Source organism: Ralstonia mojiangensis (genome assembly GCF_023955645.1).
GTDB lineage: Bacteria > Pseudomonadota > Gammaproteobacteria > Burkholderiales > Burkholderiaceae > Ralstonia > Ralstonia mojiangensis.
The window spans coordinates 698360-714399 of record NZ_JAMXHU010000004.1 but is presented as its reverse complement, the minus strand read 5'-3'; the positions used below and the strand labels follow the sequence as shown (position 1 = coordinate 714399).

Sequence of the window (16040 nt, the reverse complement as noted above, 5' to 3'; positions counted from 1 at the left end):
TACAAGGTTTCCACACCTCGATCGTTTTCTCTATGGCACTGAAAACGATGGCGGAGAGTGTACCCATGGCTGCTTCGTCTGAGCAGGGGCGAAACTATAAATCAGAATTGGCGTATGCCCGTCGGCGCGTGTCGCGCCGCACTACGCTGGTGAAAGCTCGGCAGCTATTGCCGCAGACCAAACAACCCCTGCCAGAACGTCTCGAACGCGCTTGAGTGCCGCTGGGGCGAAGTCGCTTCATCGGGTTGGACCGTCGCTTCACTGTCGGGCGTGTCTGTGGCGGCCACGTTGTCGCGCCGTGCTTCCTGCAAGGCCCACACGCTGTCGGCAATGCGCGCGGCAAGTTCTGCATCGCAGTCCCGGCCAAGCAGCACGCCGAACAAGACGTCGCGATTGTGACCATCGTCGGCAAAGCGCATGGCGATGGCGACCATCTTTTCGTAATGCTCCTGTGCGAGGCGTTCGCGCTCGCGTTGCACCTCTCGCTCCTGTGCTTCCTGCGCATCACGCTCCGCTTGCCAGCGCTGCATTTCCTGCGCGAAGACCTCGTCGTACACGCGGCGCTGTTCAGCGTCGGAGAGGATGGCGTAGGCTTCGCGAATTTCCTGGAACGCCGCATAGGCTTCGGCTTCGCGGCCGAGGTTGCGGTCGGGATGCCACTTCATCGTGGCGCGGCGGTAAGCGCGCTTGATTTCGTCCAGGGTCGCGTCCGGCTGCACGCCGAGTGTCGCGTAGATGGTTGTCATGTGCGGTGTGGCTGCTGCCGGGGGGAAGGTCATCCTAGCATGGGGGTGTGTGCATGCCGACCGGCCACCCGCCTGCGTTACAACATGCTGTCGAACCCGGTTGCATCAACGCATTCTCATGTATATAGTTAGCCAAATGGATAACAATGGAATTGCGCTAGACGCGGTATTTCACGCGCTTTCGGACCCAACGCGCAGGGCAGTTATTCAGCGGCTCGGCGAAGGGCCCGCGACGGTGAGTGAACTGGCAGAGCCATTCGACATGGCGCTGCCGTCATTCATGAAGCACATGCGGGTGTTGGAAGGCGTCGGGCTGGTCAGCTCGCAGAAGAGCGGCCGAATCCGGACGTGCACGCTCGAGCGCAAGAAGCTGGCCGCAGCCGAGCGCTGGTTTGAGAAGCAGCACGCGATCTGGGCGAGCAGGTACAGCAATCTGGACAACCTCTTAGAGAAACTCCAAGGAGAAAACAATGAAGGCTGATCTTCGGTTTGATTTCCTCGTCGACATGCAAAAGAGCAGCCTCACCGTGAGGCGAGAGTTCGCGGCGAAGCGCCAGCTTGTGTGGGATTGCCATACGAAGCGCGAACTGCTCGATCAGTGGTTTGCGCCCAAGCCGCTGACCACCAAGACCAAGCATATGGAATTCAAAGAGGGCGGCTACTGGCACTACGCCATGATCACGCCCGATGGAGAGTCATTCTGGAGCCGTCTGGACTATCAGAAGATCAACCCGATCGACAGCTATGCGGCCCTTGATGCTTTTTCTGATGAAACCGGCGCCGTGAATCCGCATATGCCTCGCGCCCGCTGGGATGTCACCTTTGCCGATGCGAACGAACGCACCCTCGTGACGACCGTGGTGTTGTACAACTCGCCGGAAGATGTGCAGAAGGTCATCGACATGGGTATGAAGGACGGCATGACCTCCACCCTGGAGCGACTCGACGAGCTGCTGCTGACCTTGGCCGAGCGCGACGCGCTGGCCTGAGGCAGCGCTCGCAGATGAAAACGCCCCGACTTGTTCGGGGCGTTTTGCGTTGGGCGTCGGGCGCTGGCCGCTGCGCTTCAGGTGACGGTCAATGTTCCATTCATCGTCTCGTGGCCCGAGCTGCCTAGCGCGCCTGAATCTGCACCGCAGTCCCAAGCTTGCCGGACACCACCGGTGCAATCACAAGATACCGGCGCGTGTTGCCAGCGTCCGCGTTGCCAGGCATGACCACCTGCCGAATCTGCCCGATCGAGTTGACGATGGCGCCACCGGCCGGGTTGGTCATGAAGCTCGCCAGGGTCTCAAGCGGGCCGCTGCCATCCGCATGCTGTGACAAGGCAATCGCATAGGGCTGCTTCGGCTGCAATCCGGTCACCGATGCCTGAAACACCTGGATGAGCCCCTGATCGAACAGCGCCACGCTGGTGGGGGCGGCCGATACGTCGGACTTGTCTGCGGCGGCCGGTACGAGTGCGAGAGGGCTGACCTGCCCCGCTGTGCCAAGCGGTTGCAGGTTCTCCGTGCCGTTGCCTTCCGGCACAGCGTTCGGCACGTACGTCAGCGCCTGCGGTGCCTGCCCAATCGGAACAGTCGATACGACCTTGTTCGTCAGTGTGTCGATGACGGCCAGTGCGTCGTCATTCTCCAGGCCGACATAGATGCGTGTGCCGTCACCGGACGGCCATAGACCGTGCGGAAGTTTGCCGACGGGAATCGTCGCGACCTGTTCGAAATTGTCGGTCCTGAATACCTTGACCTGGTTCGTGCCGCCGATCGTCACATAGGCAAACGTGCCCTTGGCGTTATGCGCGAAGTTGACGTGGTTGGTGATGGGCCCGGTCTCGAACGACGTGATCGCATTGAACGGCGGGCGGGCGTTGAATACCTGCACCTTGCCGATGTCCTTCAATGTGAACCACACCTGCTTGCCATCCGGCGTGGCCGCAATGTTGGGACAGAACGGCGATTCCTGTTTGATGTGTCCCACGATCTTGTGATCGGCCGTCGAGATCACGACCGTTTCCGGATTGAACGACGAGCACACGTAGCCGTACTTACCGTCCGGCGAGAAGATCTGCATGCCGGGGCCCGCCGGTACGGTAACGCGCGTCTTCTCTGCATAGGTATTGGCATCGAGCACGGCGATGTAGTTTTCGCCGCGCACGGTCACCCAGACCTCGCTGCCATCCGGCGTGTAGAACGCTTCGTGAGGCGAGCGGCCCACATACGTGGTGTGTTTGACGGCGTTGGTCTGCGTATCGATGAACGTGACCGAGTTGGAGCCGATGGAGACCACCGCCAATGTCCGGTGATCTGGCGAGAAGCCCATGCCGTGCACCAGCACCTGTCCGCGATAGAGCGGGCTGAAGTTGCCGGGCGCAGGATCGCCCAGCTTGATCACACCCAGGAGCGTGTTGCTGGCGGGGTCCGTGACGGACACCGTGTTCGAGAATTGCTCGGCCGCGTAGACGCGATCCCTGTGGCTGATGGGAATGTCAGGCGAGGCAAGGGATGCGGGTGCCTGCCCGGCGCTGGCGCTCGCGGCGCACGTGATGGCCGCTGCGGCAAGCGCCGTGGCAACAAACAGTCGATTCTTCATCGGTCTTCCTGTTGGGGGGTGGCGGTGTGGGCGTGATGCGCCGCATGGGATGCGGGCGCAGTCGTTGCGGAGGCCGGGCGGAGCTGCGTGGGGACCGGTGCCGACGGGGGCGGCGGCTGGCCAAGCGCCAAGCGCATCGCGGCAATCTCTTGCTGTTGCGCGACGACGATTTCCTGCGCGATGCGGCGCAGTTGTTCGTTTTGGCCGTAGCGCAGGTAGGCCACGGCCATGTCGATGGCGCCCTGATGATGTGGCGTCATCATCGCGACGAAATCCTGATCGATGTTGCCGCTGGGCTTCGGGGCCATGCCGTCCATCATCTTTGTCATGGCGACATCGTTTTCGGCGAAGAAGGCCTGCTCGCGATTGGCCTGTGGCGGCGCCTCCTGCGCAACTGCAGCGTGCGTCCCGATGCCTGACATGAGTGTGAACACAGCAAACAGCAACGTGCGTAGACGACGCTTCGAACGTGACGACATGTAGGTCCTCCAGAGTGCGGGTCGATGGCGTGCTATCGGAGTAAACACCGTAGGCCGACGGTTTATTCCCGCGCGTCGTAAAGAATCTGTATGCCGCTGCACGCACGTCATGCGTGCATCCCGTCAATGAAAACGCCCCGAACAGGTCGGGGCGTTTTGCGTTGGGCGTCGGGCGGTGCGCTTCAGGTGACGGTCAACGTTCCATTCATCGTCTCGTGGCCCGAGCCGCAGAAGATGTCGCACAGGAAATCGAACGTGCCTGTCTTGTCGGGCGTAAGCGCCAGCCGCACGGTTTGACCCGGCACCACGTCGGCCCGTACGTTGAAATCCGGAATCGAAAAACCCATCAGGATGTCCTGCCCGGTCAGCTCGAACACCACGGGCACGCCACGCTTGAGCGAGATCTTGTCGGGCGTGAAGGTGAACTTGCGCGCGTGCACGCGGATGACCGTGGGGCCCTCGCCGTGCGCAACACAGGCGAGGGCCGCACCCGCCGCGAGCACGGTGAACTGACGCAGCGCCAGTCGGCGCTTGGGGTTGTGTGCAATGAGAGGGCGCATGTCAGGTGGTCTCCGGCGTCTTGGTGATGGTGGCTTCGCTGCTCGGCTGGATTGGCTGTTCGGCCAGCGCCCAGGTGGCGGCGTCCTGCTTGCCGTGCTCGGTGATGCTGCGCCAGCCCAGGCCGCGATAGGGCGCTGCGGCATCCCACGGGACAGGGTTGCGCTTGGCCTGTGAGCCCGGTGCGGGTGGCGCGGGCAGCGGGAACATCAGCGAGCGCGCCGAGTGGTGCGCAATGTGCCCGGTCATGTGGTGATGCTCCTGGTGGATGTGGCCGTAAAATACCGTCACGTTCGGGTGCGGCATCAACAAGTCGATGACCTGCTGGCCGTCGCGCGTGGCCCAATCCCATTGCGGGTACAGATCAAACAGCGGCCGATGCGTGAACACGACGATGGGCGTGTGCTCGGGCACGGAGCGCACATCCGCCGCCAGCCACGCGAGTTGTGCATCGCCCACGCGCGCCGATGGGTCCGACACGTTGTCGATGGCGATGAAGTGCACGCCCTTGTGATCGAACGAATAATGCGTGCGGCCGAAGAGTTCGATATAGGCCTCGCCGTTGTCGAGCGAGGCATCGTGTTCACCGGGCATGTAGTGCACAACCGGCACCTTGATCTTGGCGGCAATGTCGCGAAACTCGGCCAGGCGTTTGCGGCGCTCGGCAGGGTCGTCGCTGATGTGGCTCAGGTCGCCCGTGAAGATGACGAAATCTGGCGCCGGCGACAGCGCATTCACCGCCGCAATCGCCTTGGGCAGCGTGCCTTGCGAATCCGGATTGGGCGCGCCCTTGAAGCCCCAGTGGGTGTCGGATAACTGCACGAAATAGAAATCGTCCTGCTTGGTGCCGGCGGCGCGCGTGGTGGCCGCCATCGCCTGCCAGCCGGGCAGGCCGGATGCGTACACCAGACCGCCGACCGCGGCCAGTTGCAGGAACTGGCGTCGTCCGGGTTGCTTGCTCATGGGTGTCCCCTGCAATAGATGACTGAGTTGGGTAGCGGCCCAGCGCGATGGAAATGAAGGAAGCGCCGGTCCTGCCTGTCATACCGGCTGGGGTGCCCGCGTATTCCATAAGATTCGCGTTTTCACAAAATTTCTTCAGCGCGGGAATAAACTGGATTGCACCCCGGTATACGGAGGTCAACCGCCTCCAGGCCGCCATGCCCGACCTGTCAGACCCCACGCTCGATCTGCCCACCGACGCCCAGCGCTTTGCGCAGGCGGTGCTGCCGCATGTCGACGCCGCCTACAACCTGGCGCGCTGGCTCTCGGGCGACGCGCAAGACGCCGACGACATCGTCCAGGAAGCCTGCCTGCGCGCATTTCGGCTGTTCGGCGGGTTTCGCGGCGGCGACGGCCGCCCGTGGCTGCTCGCCATCGTGCGCAACACGTGGTTCTCGGAATGCGCGCGCCGCAAACAGGCCCCGGCCCAGCCGTGGGATGACGACGCGGCCGCCGGCCAGGCGAACGACGACAGCGCCAGCTACGGCGTCGACCCCGCCGCGCTGCTCGCCCGCATCGACGACGTGCGCCGCGTGCATGCCGCGCTGGCGCAGTTGCCCGTGCCATATCGCGAGGTGCTCGTGCTGCGCGAGCTGGAAGACCTGCCGTACCGCGACATTGCCGCCGTGGTGGACGCGCCCATCGGCACGGTCATGTCGCGGCTGGCACGTGCGCGGCAGCAGCTCGCGCGCCTGCTTACGGAAGACAACGCACCGCTGCGCACCAATGTGACACCCATCCGGGCATCGGGCGGTCTGGGAAACAGCACCAAGGAGTTCCGCCATGAACTGTGACGACATCCGCGCGTTGCTGGCTGCCCGCGCCGATGGCGAACTCGGAGCGGCCGACAGCCTGCGCATGGAAGCGCATCTGGCCACGTGTGCCGCTTGCACCGACATTGCGGCGCGCCACGATGGCGTGGTGCGTGCGCTGCGGCAGGGCTTGCGTGCGCCGACGCTGTACATGAAGGCGCCGGCGGGTTTGCGCAATCGCGTATTGCAAGCGGTGCAGGCCGTGCAGGCGGAGGCTGGCGTGCGCCCCGAATTGCCCCGCCCGCGCGCGCCGCGCCAGACGGAATCGCCATGGCGGCGCTTGGCCAACTGGTTGATCACGCCGTCCCGGGGGCTCGGCTTGGGATTGGGCGCCGGCGCGCTCGCGGCTGTAGCACTTGGTGTCGGCGTGTTGGTGGGCCGGCCCGATACGGCTGCGCTCACCGCGCACGACATCACCGCCAGTCACGTGCGGGCGCTGCTGGGTGCGCGGGAAACGGATGTGCTGTCGTCCGATCGGCACACGGTCAAGCCGTGGTTCAACGGCCGCATCGACTATGCGCCGCCCGTTACCGACCTTGCCGCACGCGGGTTCCCGCTCATCGGCGGCCGGTTGGACTACATCGACGGCCGCCCGGTAGCGGTGCTGGTCTACCGCTCAGCGCAGCATCCGGTGGACTTGTACGTACGCCCCGAAGCCGGCAGCGACACCGAACCCGCGCTGCGCACCGAGCGCGGCTACCAGTTGATGGTCTGGCGCAGCGCCGGCATGGGCTACTGGGCCATCACCGACGCGTCTGCCGACGTGGTGCAAGCGTTTGCGCGGGCAGCGCGCGGCAGCTGAGGGGCTCCGGCGGGGAGGGCCCCGAGTGCTCGCCTGTGCTCAATGGGCGGCGCTTCACCCTTGACCGGGCAGGGGCTTACCCTTGTATTGACGCGGAATCACACAGGTTTCGGTTCCGGTGACCGATACGTTCCTTTACCATTCCATACACTCCTGTGTGGCGCGCTCTGGGCCGCTTTCACGTCTTTTTCGCCACGGCTTTCTTGTCGGTTTCTTCTAGGTTTCAAACATGGTCTCTGCGACGCCCCGCATCAGCAACGCAACCCTGTCAGGCATGCTTCGCGGCGGCCGCTTCTCACTCGGCAACCGCATCGTCTTCAGCTTCGGTGTGCTGTTCATTTTGATGGTCATCATGGCGGCGGTGTCGTACACGCGGCTTCGCGCGATTGACGAAGAGGCCATGAGCCTGGAGCGCGATTCCGTACCCGGCTTGTATTTGTCCACATCGCTGCGCGCAGCGACGCGCAATAGCCAGGCGATGCTCGAACGTGCATTGTTTGTCGATACCGATGCAGACGCGGCGCGGCGCGACCTGGATCGCGCGGCCAAAAGCGTGCGGGAGCTGGATCAATACTCGGCCGCCTACGAGGCCACCATCTTCCGTGAGGATGACCGCCAGCGGTTCCGCACGTATCGCGCCGCCATCGACAAATACCTGGCCATGTTCAACGACGCTGTGCAACAGGCAGCCAAATCCCGGCCGGCTGCGCAGGCTGTGGCGCAACATGCCATACCTGCCTGGGAAGAGGCCGTGAACCTTGCCGAACAGCTCGTGACGGATAACCGCGCGGTAGCCGACCAATCGGCGCAGCAGATTCGCAGCTCGGTACAGAGCACCGAGATCACGCTGGCCGTAGCGCTGGGTGTGGTGCTGCTGGCCGCGCTGGTGTTGGGCTATGCGCTGTTCAAGGCAATTACGGTGCCGATGGCCCGTGTGGTGGGTGCCCACGACGACATGCGCACCGGTAACCTGTCGGGCCGGCTCGATCTGCGCCGCAACGATGAGTTCGGCACGCTGGAAGAAGGTTTTAACCGCATGGCCGAAGAGCTGGCGAGCCTGGTGTCGCAGGCGCAGAAATCTTCCCTGCAGGTGACGACGTCCGTGGCCGAGATTGCCGCCACCTCCAAGGAGCAGCAGGCCACCGCCGCCGAGACCGCCGCGACCACCACCGAGATCGGCGCAACGTCGCGCGAGATCTTTGCCACGTCGCGCGACCTGCTGCGCACGATGAACGAGGTATCGAGCGTGGCCGAGCAATCCGCCACGCTGGCCGGCGCCAGCCAGGGCGGCCTGACCCGCATGGAAGACACCATGCGCGGCGTGATGGAAGCTGCGGGTTCGGTCAACGCCAAGCTGGCGATCCTCAATGAGAAGGCGACCAACATCAACCAGGTGGTGTCGACCATCACCAAGGTGGCCGACCAGACGAACCTGCTGTCGCTCAACGCGGCCATCGAGGCGGAGAAGGCTGGCGAATACGGCCGCGGGTTTGCGGTGGTGGCCACGGAAATCCGCCGACTGGCTGACCAGACGGCAGTCGCCACCTACGACATTGAGCAGACGGTCAAGGAAATCCAATCGGCCGTCTCCGCTGGCGTGATGGGCATGGACAAGTTCTCGGAAGAGGTGCGGCGCGGTATGCGTGATGTGCAGCAGGTCGGCACGCAGCTCTCCCAGATCATTACCGAGGTGCAGACGCTGGCGCCCCGCTTCCAGATGGTGAACGAAGGCATGCAGACGCAGGCGACGGGCGCCGAGCAGATTACGCAGGCGCTGTCGCAGTTGTCCGAAGCTGCTCAGCAGACGGCGGAATCGCTGCGCCAGTCGTCGCAGGCGATTGATGACCTGACGCTGGTGGCCAACCAGCTTCGTACCGGCGTGTCGCGCTTCAAGATCGAAGCCTGACCCGCAGCGCATCCGCATTGAGGTGTTTTTGCCGTAGCGAGAATCGCCATGCTTTACCTCCTGTTCCAGCTCGATGGCGACCGCTATGCGCTCAACGTGGCGCAGATTGCTGAAGTGCTGCCCTTGGCCGCCACCAAGTCGATTCCGGGTGCGCCTGCGTGGGTAGCGGGCGTGATCGAACGGCATGGCGCACCTGTGCCGGTGATCGACGTGCCGCAGCTTGCCTTGGGCCGCCCTGCGCGGCCGTTGCGTTCCACGCGTCTGGTGCTGGTGCGCTATGAATCGAGTTCCCGCGGCGACGAAGCACCGCTGCTCGGCCTGATGCTCGAGCACGCAACGCACACGCGCCGCATCGACGATGCGCACTTTGCCGACAGCGGTGTCGCCACGCCCAACGCACGCTGGCTCGGCCCCGTGGCAAGCCTGGGCGATGGCCTCGTGCAGCGGGTCGATACCGAGGCGATGCTCGACGCGCAAGTGCGTGCATTGCTGTTTCCGGCCACCGTTGGCTGATCGTCATGGTGGCCGTCGATCCCCGCTTTGAAGCCTGGCTCTCGCACGAGACGGGCATTGATGCGCCGTCGCTCGGCACGAACGCGCTGGAGCGCGCCGTGCTGGACCGCACGCGCGCAATGCTGGCCGAGCGCGGCATGCCGAACACCGTGGACGCAGCGGCGCTGGATACGTACTGGCTGCGCCTGAACACCGCGCCCGAAGAACGGCAGGCCCTGATCGAAGCGCTGGTCGTGCCCGAGACGTGGTTCTTCCGAGACCGCGAGGCGTTCGTCACGCTTGCCCGCGTGGTGGGTGAAAAACTTGCGCGCGAGCCGATGCGGGTACTGCGCATCCTTAGTGCGCCCTGCTCGACGGGCGAAGAGCCGTACTCTGCGGCGATGGCGTTGCTCGATGCCGGCATCGATCCCGCTCGGTTCACCATCGACGCCATCGACATCAGCGCGCGCGCCATCGAGCAGGCACGGCGCGCGGTGTACGGGCGCAATGCCTTCCGGGGCCATCCGCTGACCTTCCGCGATCGGCATTTCACCGAGGCCGACGGCATCTGGCAGTTGAGCGATACCGTGCGCGGACTGGTGCGCTTTGCGCAAGCCAACCTGGCCGACGCACCGGCGGACGACACACGCTACGACTTCATCTTCTGCCGCAACGTGCTGATCTACTTCCACCGCGACGCGCAGGACCAGGCGATTCGCCGGCTCGATTCACAGCTGGCGGAAGACGGCATGATCTTCGTCGGCCCTGCTGAAACGGGCCTGATGATGCGTCACGCGATGAGTTCAGCGCGGATTCCGCTGGCGTTTGCATTTCAACGCACGGCCGCAAGTGAGACGGGTGCGCGGGCGCCGTTGCCGTTCCGTTTGCCGCTGCCGCCAGAGCATGCGGCTTCCGTGGTGGGATTGCCCGGCGTGGCGTTGCCGTCGGTGCCGGTGCGCCCCGTGGCGGCGCGCCTGCAGATCCCGCCCCGGCCCAACCCAGCGCCCACTTTTGCGGTGCGGCCCTTGTCGCCCGTCATTCCCGAGATGGAAGCCATGCTGCGCGAGCGGCCCACGGTGGCCGACGCCCGGCGGCTGGCCGACGCCGGCAATCTTGACGAAGCCGAGCGCGTGGCGCTGGAGATCGCCAACCTGCGCGCACCCGAGGCCGACACGTTTTACCTGCTCGGCCTGATTGCCGATGCACGCGGGCGCCACGCGGATGCAGGCGACTTTTACCGCAAGGCGCTGTACCTGGAACCCGCGCACTACGAAGCGCTGACCCACCTTGCCGCGCTGCTCGACGTGGCCGGCGATACCGTGGCCGCACGCCAACTGATGCTGCGCGCGGAGCGTGCACTGGCACGCCAGGGCAAGACACCATCCGCATCATCCGAATCCGAAGCACCGGAGCACACACGAGGAACGCATGGCGCACGCCGTCCATGACCACGCGGGCGTTACCACGCTCGTTGATGACTGCTGGAACCGCATCGGCACGCGCGGCGATCAATCCTGCCCGCGCCTGGCCGAGTATTCGCGCTGCCTGAATTGCCCAATCTTTGAAGAGGGCGCCGCCGCGCTGCTGGATCGCGCGCTGACCGATGCCGACCTGGAAGCTGCCGCGCTGGCGCATCGCACGGCTGCTCCGCTGCGTACCCCGGAGCACGCGGGGACGGAGTTGGCCGTGCTCGTATTCCGTATCGCTGACGAATGGCTCGCACTGCCGGCCACCGCGTTGCGGCAGATCGACACGCCGCGCGCCATCCACACGTTGCCGCATCGGCGTAACCGGGTGGTGCTGGGGCTGGTCAACATCCGCGGGGCGCTTACGGTGGCGGTATCGCTGGGCGAGCTGCTGGGCCTGGATCATGCGGGCAGCAAACACGCCGGGCGCAATGGTTATGCCCGGCTCTTGGTGGCTGCACACCGTGATGAATCGGCCGTCTTTCCGGTGGACGAGGTTGAAGGCGTGCTGCGCTTTCCGGCCACCGCGCTGCTGCCGGTGCCGTCTACACTCACGCACGCCACCACGGCCCACGCACGTGGCGTGCTGGCGTGGCGCGATGCCACCATTGGCCTGCTCGACACCGATCGCGTGTTCGACTCGATTGCCCGGAGCCTGCGATGAGCGTGGATGACGATCTGGGCCGCCAATCCTTGCTGGCGCTGTTCCATGAGGAAGCGCAGACGCAGACGCGTGTGCTGTCGACTGGCCTGCTGACGCTGGAGCGCGCGCCCACCGATGCCGCCGCGCTGGAAGCCTGCATGCGTGCCGCGCATTCGCTCAAGGGCGCCGCGCGCATCGTCGGCCTGCAGGACGGCGTTGACGTCGCACACCGCATGGAGGAGTGGTTCGTGGCAGCACAGCGCGCCACGCTCGTGCTGACCGCCGCGCATATCGACGTGCTGTTGCGCGGCACGGATCTGTTGCTGCGCGTCGGCCAGCCCGGCACCGCGGGCCAACTGCCGCGCGCCGAAGTAGAGGCCGTGCTGGTTGCGTTTTCCGCGCCGGAGCGTGCCGCCGCTGCGCCTGTCGCTGCAACTTTTGCCGATCCTGACGCGGCTGCCGAAGATGCCACGATGAAGGCGGCGATGGCGCTGTTGAATGCCGAGGTGGCCGCCTTGTCGACTCCGCCCGTGCCAGCGCCAGAGCCGGCTGCCCCCGCACCGCATCGTGCGCCCATCGGCAACACGCGCGATCCGCACCGCATGCTGCGCGTGCGTGCCGATAACCTCGACCGTCTGCTCAGCCTGTCGGGCGAATCGCTGGTCGAATCACGCTGGCTCAAACCGTTCGGTGAATCGATGCTGCGCGTCAAACGCAGCCACCGCGCGGCCACGCTGGCGCTCGACGCACTCTACGAAACGCTGGTCGAACGGCTCGACCAGCATGCTGACGCCGACATGCACGCAGCGCTCAACGACGTGCGCCAGATGCTCGGCCACATGCAGCAGACGCTGGGCGAGCACATCGACGACCTTGATCGCTTCGACCGTCGCAGCACCCACCTTGCACAGCAGTTGTACGACGAGGCATTGCAATGCCGCATGCGGCCGTTTGGCGACGCGACGCACGCCTATCCGCGCGTGGTGCGCGACCTGGCACGCTCGCTGGGCAAGCAGGTGCGCTTCAACATCGTCGGCGAGGCCACGCAGGTTGACCGCGACATCCTCGATATGCTCGACGCCCCGCTGGGCCACCTCCTGCGCAATGCCGTCGACCATGGCGTGGAAACGCCCGAAGCCCGCGAGACGCAGGGCAAGGCGCCAGAAGCCACCATCACCCTGGAAGCACGTCACAGTGCCGGCAAGCTGCTGATTACCGTGGCAGATGATGGCGCAGGCATCGATCTGGAAGCCGTGCGTGCTGCCGTGGTACGGCGCGGTCTGTCCGATGCCGACACCGCCAGCCGTCTGTCGGATCACGAGTTGCTCGACTTCCTGCTGCTGCCGGGTTTTTCGATGCGCGAACACGTGACGGATGTGTCCGGCCGCGGTGTCGGGCTCGATGCTGTGCACGAGGTGGTCAAGGCGGTGCGCGGTAACGTCCGCATCCACAACGAGCCCGGGCGTGGAACGCGCTTCATGCTGCAGTTGCCGCTCACGCTGTCGGTCATCCGCAGCCTGCTGGTGGACGTGGGTGGTGAAGCGTATGCGTTTCCGCTTGCCTACGTGCGGCGCACACTGGAGCTGGCCCGCGCCGAGATCGACATGCTGGAAGGGCAGCAGCATTTCAGCTTCGAAGGTCGTCCGGTGGGTTTGGTGACGGCGCATCAGTTGCTCGGCACGCAGCCGCCGGGCGAGGCGCGCGAGAGCGTGCCGGTGGTCGTCATCGGCGAGGGCGCGGAGACATACGGCATTGCTGTCGACCGCTTCCTGGGCGAACGCATGCTGGTGGTGCAGCCGTTGGATGCGCGGCTTGGCAAGGTACGTGATATCGCCGCCGGTGCGCTGATGGAAAACGGCGACGCGGTGCTGATCGTTGATGTGGACGATCTGCTGCGTTCGGTCGATAAGCTCGTGCGCGGCGGCCAGCTCGACAAGGTGCAGCGCGGGCAGGGCGTGGCCGTGCAGCAGCGCAAGCACGTGCTGGTGGTGGACGATTCGCTCACCGTGCGCGAGCTCGAACGCAAGCTGTTGGAAAAACGCGGCTACGCCGTCACCGTAGCGGTGGATGGCATGGATGGTTGGAACGCTTTGCGTGGCGCAGACTTTGACCTCGTCGTTACCGACATCGACATGCCGCGCATGGACGGCATCGAGCTGGTCACGCTCATCAAGCGCGACGCTGCACTGAAGGCGCTGCCGGTGATGGTGGTGTCGTACAAGGATCGCGAGGAAGACCGCCGTCGTGGCTTGGATGCCGGCGCGGATTATTACCTCGCCAAAGGCAGTTTCCACGATGAAGCGCTGCTGGACGCAGTGCGTGACCTGATTGGAGAAGCGCGGACATGAATATCGGCATCGTCAACGATATGCCGCTGGCCGTTGAAGCCATGCGCCGCACGATCGCACGCCGGCCCGAGCACCGCGTGCTGTGGGTGGCGACCGATGGGGCGCAGGCGGTTGAATTTTGCGCCGCGCAACCGCCCGACGTGGTGCTGATGGACCTGATCATGCCCCGCTTTGATGGCGTGGAAGCCACCCGGCGGATCATGGCGTCGCGCAATCCGTGCGCGATCCTGGTGGTGACCAGCAGCGTGGGCGCCAACGCGTGGCGTGTGTATGAGGCGATGGGCGCGGGCGCTCTGGATGCCGTAGATACGCCCACCCTCGGCGGTGGCTCGGATGCCGACGCCAACCATCCGTTGCTCACCAAGATTGACCAGATCGGCCGCCTGCTGGAAAAGCCCGTTGCGCCCAGGCCGCGCGTTTGCACCAACGCGCTGGACGGCGCGGTGCCGCTGGTGGCCATCGGCGCCTCTGCCGGTGGGCCCACGGCATTGGCCGCCGTGCTGGGCAAACTTCCGGCAGAGTTTGCCGCGGGCATTGCCGTGATCCAGCACGTTGACCAGGCCTTTGCAGCCGGGATGGCCGAATGGCTGAATGGCCAGACTGCGCTGACGGTGCGCGTGGCCGCGGAAGGCGACCGCCCGCGTGCGGGCGAGGTGTTGCTTGCCGCCACGAATGACCACATGCATGTGCTGCCCGGCGGCACTTTCGGCTACACGCCAGAGCCGGTCAGCACGCCATATCGCCCGTCGGTAGACGTGTTCTTCCACAGCGTGGTTGAACACTGGCGGGGTAGCGCCATCGGTGTACTGCTTACGGGCATGGGCCGCGACGGCGCCATCGGCCTGAAGGCAATGCGCGCCAAGGGCTACCACACCATTGCGCAGGACGCGGCAACCAGCGCGGTGTACGGCATGCCCAAGGCCGCGGCAGCACTTGATGCGGCGCGCGCCATTCTGCCGCTTGACCGCATCGCCGACGAACTTATCACGCTCGTGCGCGCCTGAAGCACGCACGGCCACGACCATCACACATACATAACCAGAAACGGGGAGCATCACATGACCAACCACCCATCTGAGATGCCGGGTGATCCGGACGGTCCGGACGAAACCAAGCCCATCCCTGCAGCGGACGCCGCGCTGGAAGCCGCACGCGCGCTGCTGCGTACGCCGGCGGCCGCCGATGTTCCGGTGATGGTGTTGCTGGTGGATGACCAAGCCATCGTGGCCGAAGCCATTCGTCAGGCCCTGGGCGGTGAAGACCGCATCGATTTCCACTACTGCGCGCGCTCGGACGAAGCGATGGTTGCCGCCATCCAGACGCGCCCCACCGTCATCCTCCAAGACCTGGTGATGCCGGGTACCGATGGCCTGACGCTGGTGCGCGACTACCGCGCCAACCCGGTGCTGCGCGACGTGCCCATCATCGTGCTGTCGACCAAGGAAGAGCCGGTCATCAAGAGCGCCGCGTTTGCTGCGGGCGCCAACGATTACCTCGTCAAGCTGCCGGACCGCATCGAGCTGCTTGCGCGCATCCGTTACCACTCGCGCTCGTACGTCAACCTGCTACAGCGTGACGAGGCGTACCGCGCGCTGCGCCAATCGCAGCAGCAGTTGCTCGAAGCCAATCTGGAACTGCGCCGCCTGACCAACTCCGATGGTCTGACTGGCTTGGCCAACCGCCGCTACCTTGACGAATATCTGAGCGCGGAATGGCGGCGCGGCGCGCGCGAGGGCACGGCGCTGTCCTTCCTGATGATCGATGTCGATAACTTCAAGCTCTACAACGACACCTACGGCCACGTGGCTGGGGACGAGGTGCTCAAGCGCATCGGCAGCACGGTGGAAGCATGCCTGGGCCGACCCGGTGACCTGGCGGCGCGTTTTGGCGGCGAGGAATTTGCTGTCGTGCTGCCCGGCAACAGTGCCGAGGGGTTGAAGCTGCTGGCGGAAAAGATCCGCGGCGCGATCGAGGCCCTGCAGGTGCCGCACATGCATTCGTCCACGGGCGGATATGTGACGGTCAGCATTGGCGGCGCGCTGGTGAGCCCGGTGCACGACGTGCCGACCACCACGTTGATCGAAGCCGCCGACATTGCGCTGTACCAGGCCAAGCACGAAGGTAAGAACCGCACAGTGGTGGGCACTGGCACCGGTGCTGGCCGCGGCGGCTAGTTGATGAAAGCAAGATGGGCGCC

The 16040-nt window shown here is 65.1% G+C and carries 16 protein-coding genes; 11 read left to right on the top strand and 5 right to left on the bottom strand.

Annotated features, from left to right (window positions below; translation table 11 throughout):
- Positions 1 to 164 precede the first annotated feature (164 nt).
- Positions 165 to 746, bottom strand: a complete 582-nt coding sequence (locus NG898_RS19860; protein WP_252694032.1) for a J domain-containing protein — start codon at positions 744 to 746, stop codon at positions 165 to 167.
- A 136-nt stretch (positions 747 to 882) separates the two neighbouring features.
- Here NG898_RS19860 and NG898_RS19855 point away from each other — a divergent pair, with 136 nt between their 5' ends.
- Positions 883 to 1227: an ArsR/SmtB family transcription factor gene (locus tag NG898_RS19855; RefSeq protein WP_252694031.1), complete on the top strand. Its 345-nt coding sequence runs from the start codon at positions 883 to 885 to the stop codon at positions 1225 to 1227.
- Positions 1217 to 1735, top strand: coding sequence for an SRPBCC family protein (locus tag NG898_RS19850; protein ID WP_252694030.1), 519 nt, complete (start codon positions 1217 to 1219; stop codon positions 1733 to 1735). The genes NG898_RS19855 and NG898_RS19850 overlap by 11 nt, the downstream gene beginning before the upstream one ends.
- 124 nt (positions 1736 to 1859) lie before the next feature.
- Here the strand turns inward: NG898_RS19850 and NG898_RS19845 are convergent, their stop codons facing one another.
- From NG898_RS19845 to NG898_RS19830, 4 genes are all read right to left on the bottom strand, one after another.
- Positions 1860 to 3335 carry a YncE family protein gene (locus tag NG898_RS19845; protein WP_252694029.1) on the bottom strand — a complete coding sequence of 492 codons (1476 nt, stop codon included), beginning with the start codon at positions 3333 to 3335 and terminating at the stop codon, positions 1860 to 1862.
- Complete coding sequence (locus NG898_RS19840) at positions 3332 to 3814, bottom strand: DUF305 domain-containing protein (RefSeq protein ID WP_232038849.1); 483 nt, start codon at positions 3812 to 3814, stop codon at positions 3332 to 3334. The genes NG898_RS19845 and NG898_RS19840 overlap by 4 nt, the downstream gene beginning before the upstream one ends.
- Positions 3815 to 3996: 182 nt before the next feature.
- Positions 3997 to 4374: a cupredoxin domain-containing protein gene (locus tag NG898_RS19835; RefSeq protein ID WP_045205649.1), complete on the bottom strand. Its 378-nt coding sequence runs from the start codon at positions 4372 to 4374 to the stop codon at positions 3997 to 3999.
- Position 4375: 1 nt separating this feature from the next.
- Complete coding sequence (locus NG898_RS19830) at positions 4376 to 5335, bottom strand: metallophosphoesterase family protein (RefSeq protein WP_252694028.1); 960 nt, start codon at positions 5333 to 5335, stop codon at positions 4376 to 4378.
- 197 nt (positions 5336 to 5532) lie between these two features.
- On the opposite strand from NG898_RS19830, the gene NG898_RS19825 reads away from it, so the two are divergent.
- The 9 genes from NG898_RS19825 (at position 5533) to NG898_RS19785 (ending at position 16017) form a co-directional block, all read left to right on the top strand.
- A complete protein-coding gene (locus tag NG898_RS19825; RefSeq protein ID WP_252694027.1) occupies positions 5533 to 6168 on the top strand; it encodes an RNA polymerase sigma factor in 636 nt (211 codons plus the stop codon).
- Positions 6158 to 6988 carry an anti-sigma factor family protein gene (locus tag NG898_RS19820; RefSeq protein WP_252694026.1) on the top strand — a complete coding sequence of 277 codons (831 nt, stop codon included), beginning with the start codon at positions 6158 to 6160 and terminating at the stop codon, positions 6986 to 6988. The genes NG898_RS19825 and NG898_RS19820 overlap by 11 nt, the downstream gene beginning before the upstream one ends.
- Before the next feature lie 229 nt (positions 6989 to 7217).
- Complete coding sequence (locus NG898_RS19815) at positions 7218 to 8894, top strand: methyl-accepting chemotaxis protein (RefSeq protein ID WP_252694025.1); 1677 nt, start codon at positions 7218 to 7220, stop codon at positions 8892 to 8894.
- Positions 8895 to 8942: 48 nt separating this feature from the next.
- The gene (locus NG898_RS19810; RefSeq protein ID WP_252694024.1) at positions 8943 to 9407 is read left to right on the top strand and encodes a chemotaxis protein CheW; all 465 of its coding nucleotides are present in this window, start codon (positions 8943 to 8945) and stop codon (positions 9405 to 9407) included.
- 5 nt (positions 9408 to 9412) lie between these two features.
- Positions 9413 to 10834 carry a CheR family methyltransferase gene (locus NG898_RS19805; protein WP_252694023.1) on the top strand — a complete coding sequence of 474 codons (1422 nt, stop codon included), beginning with the start codon at positions 9413 to 9415 and terminating at the stop codon, positions 10832 to 10834.
- Positions 10815 to 11516 (top strand): chemotaxis protein CheW, encoded by a 702-nt coding sequence (locus NG898_RS19800; protein ID WP_252694022.1) that lies wholly within the window; start codon positions 10815 to 10817, stop codon positions 11514 to 11516. Before NG898_RS19805 ends, NG898_RS19800 begins: the two co-directional genes overlap by 20 nt.
- Positions 11513 to 13843 (top strand): hybrid sensor histidine kinase/response regulator, encoded by a 2331-nt coding sequence (locus NG898_RS19795; protein WP_252694021.1) that lies wholly within the window; start codon positions 11513 to 11515, stop codon positions 13841 to 13843. Before NG898_RS19800 ends, NG898_RS19795 begins: the two co-directional genes overlap by 4 nt.
- Entirely contained in the window at positions 13840 to 14847 is a 1008-nt protein-coding gene (cheB, locus tag NG898_RS19790) for a chemotaxis response regulator protein-glutamate methylesterase (protein WP_252694020.1), read from the top strand. Before NG898_RS19795 ends, cheB begins: the two co-directional genes overlap by 4 nt.
- A gap of 54 nt (positions 14848 to 14901) precedes the next feature.
- Complete coding sequence (locus tag NG898_RS19785) at positions 14902 to 16017, top strand: diguanylate cyclase domain-containing protein (RefSeq protein ID WP_289813069.1); 1116 nt, start codon at positions 14902 to 14904, stop codon at positions 16015 to 16017.
- The last annotated feature ends 23 nt before the right edge of the window (positions 16018 to 16040 follow it).

Bases quoted from the DNA above. Each gene is read 5' to 3' on its own strand.
- NG898_RS19860 (WP_252694032.1), bottom strand. From the start codon at position 746: ATGACAACCATCTACGCGACACTCGGCGTGCAGCCGGACGCGACCCTG.
- NG898_RS19810 (WP_252694024.1), top strand. From the start codon at position 8,943: ATGCTTTACCTCCTGTTCCAGCTCGATGGCGACCGCTATGCGCTCAAC.
- NG898_RS19785 (WP_289813069.1), top strand. From the start codon at position 14,902: ATGACCAACCACCCATCTGAGATGCCGGGTGATCCGGACGGTCCGGAC.
- NG898_RS19850 (WP_252694030.1), top strand. From the start codon at position 1,217: ATGAAGGCTGATCTTCGGTTTGATTTCCTCGTCGACATGCAAAAGAGC.
- NG898_RS19795 (WP_252694021.1), top strand. From the start codon at position 11,513: ATGAGCGTGGATGACGATCTGGGCCGCCAATCCTTGCTGGCGCTGTTC.
- NG898_RS19840 (WP_232038849.1), bottom strand. From the start codon at position 3,814: ATGTCGTCACGTTCGAAGCGTCGTCTACGCACGTTGCTGTTTGCTGTG.
- NG898_RS19845 (WP_252694029.1), bottom strand. From the start codon at position 3,335: ATGAAGAATCGACTGTTTGTTGCCACGGCGCTTGCCGCAGCGGCCATC.
- NG898_RS19815 (WP_252694025.1), top strand. From the start codon at position 7,218: ATGGTCTCTGCGACGCCCCGCATCAGCAACGCAACCCTGTCAGGCATG.
- NG898_RS19800 (WP_252694022.1), top strand. From the start codon at position 10,815: ATGGCGCACGCCGTCCATGACCACGCGGGCGTTACCACGCTCGTTGAT.
- NG898_RS19805 (WP_252694023.1), top strand. From the start codon at position 9,413: ATGGTGGCCGTCGATCCCCGCTTTGAAGCCTGGCTCTCGCACGAGACG.
- NG898_RS19820 (WP_252694026.1), top strand. From the start codon at position 6,158: ATGAACTGTGACGACATCCGCGCGTTGCTGGCTGCCCGCGCCGATGGC.
- cheB (WP_252694020.1), top strand. From the start codon at position 13,840: ATGAATATCGGCATCGTCAACGATATGCCGCTGGCCGTTGAAGCCATG.
- NG898_RS19835 (WP_045205649.1), bottom strand. From the start codon at position 4,374: ATGCGCCCTCTCATTGCACACAACCCCAAGCGCCGACTGGCGCTGCGT.
- NG898_RS19855 (WP_252694031.1), top strand. From the start codon at position 883: ATGGATAACAATGGAATTGCGCTAGACGCGGTATTTCACGCGCTTTCG.
- NG898_RS19830 (WP_252694028.1), bottom strand. From the start codon at position 5,335: ATGAGCAAGCAACCCGGACGACGCCAGTTCCTGCAACTGGCCGCGGTC.
- NG898_RS19825 (WP_252694027.1), top strand. From the start codon at position 5,533: ATGCCCGACCTGTCAGACCCCACGCTCGATCTGCCCACCGACGCCCAG.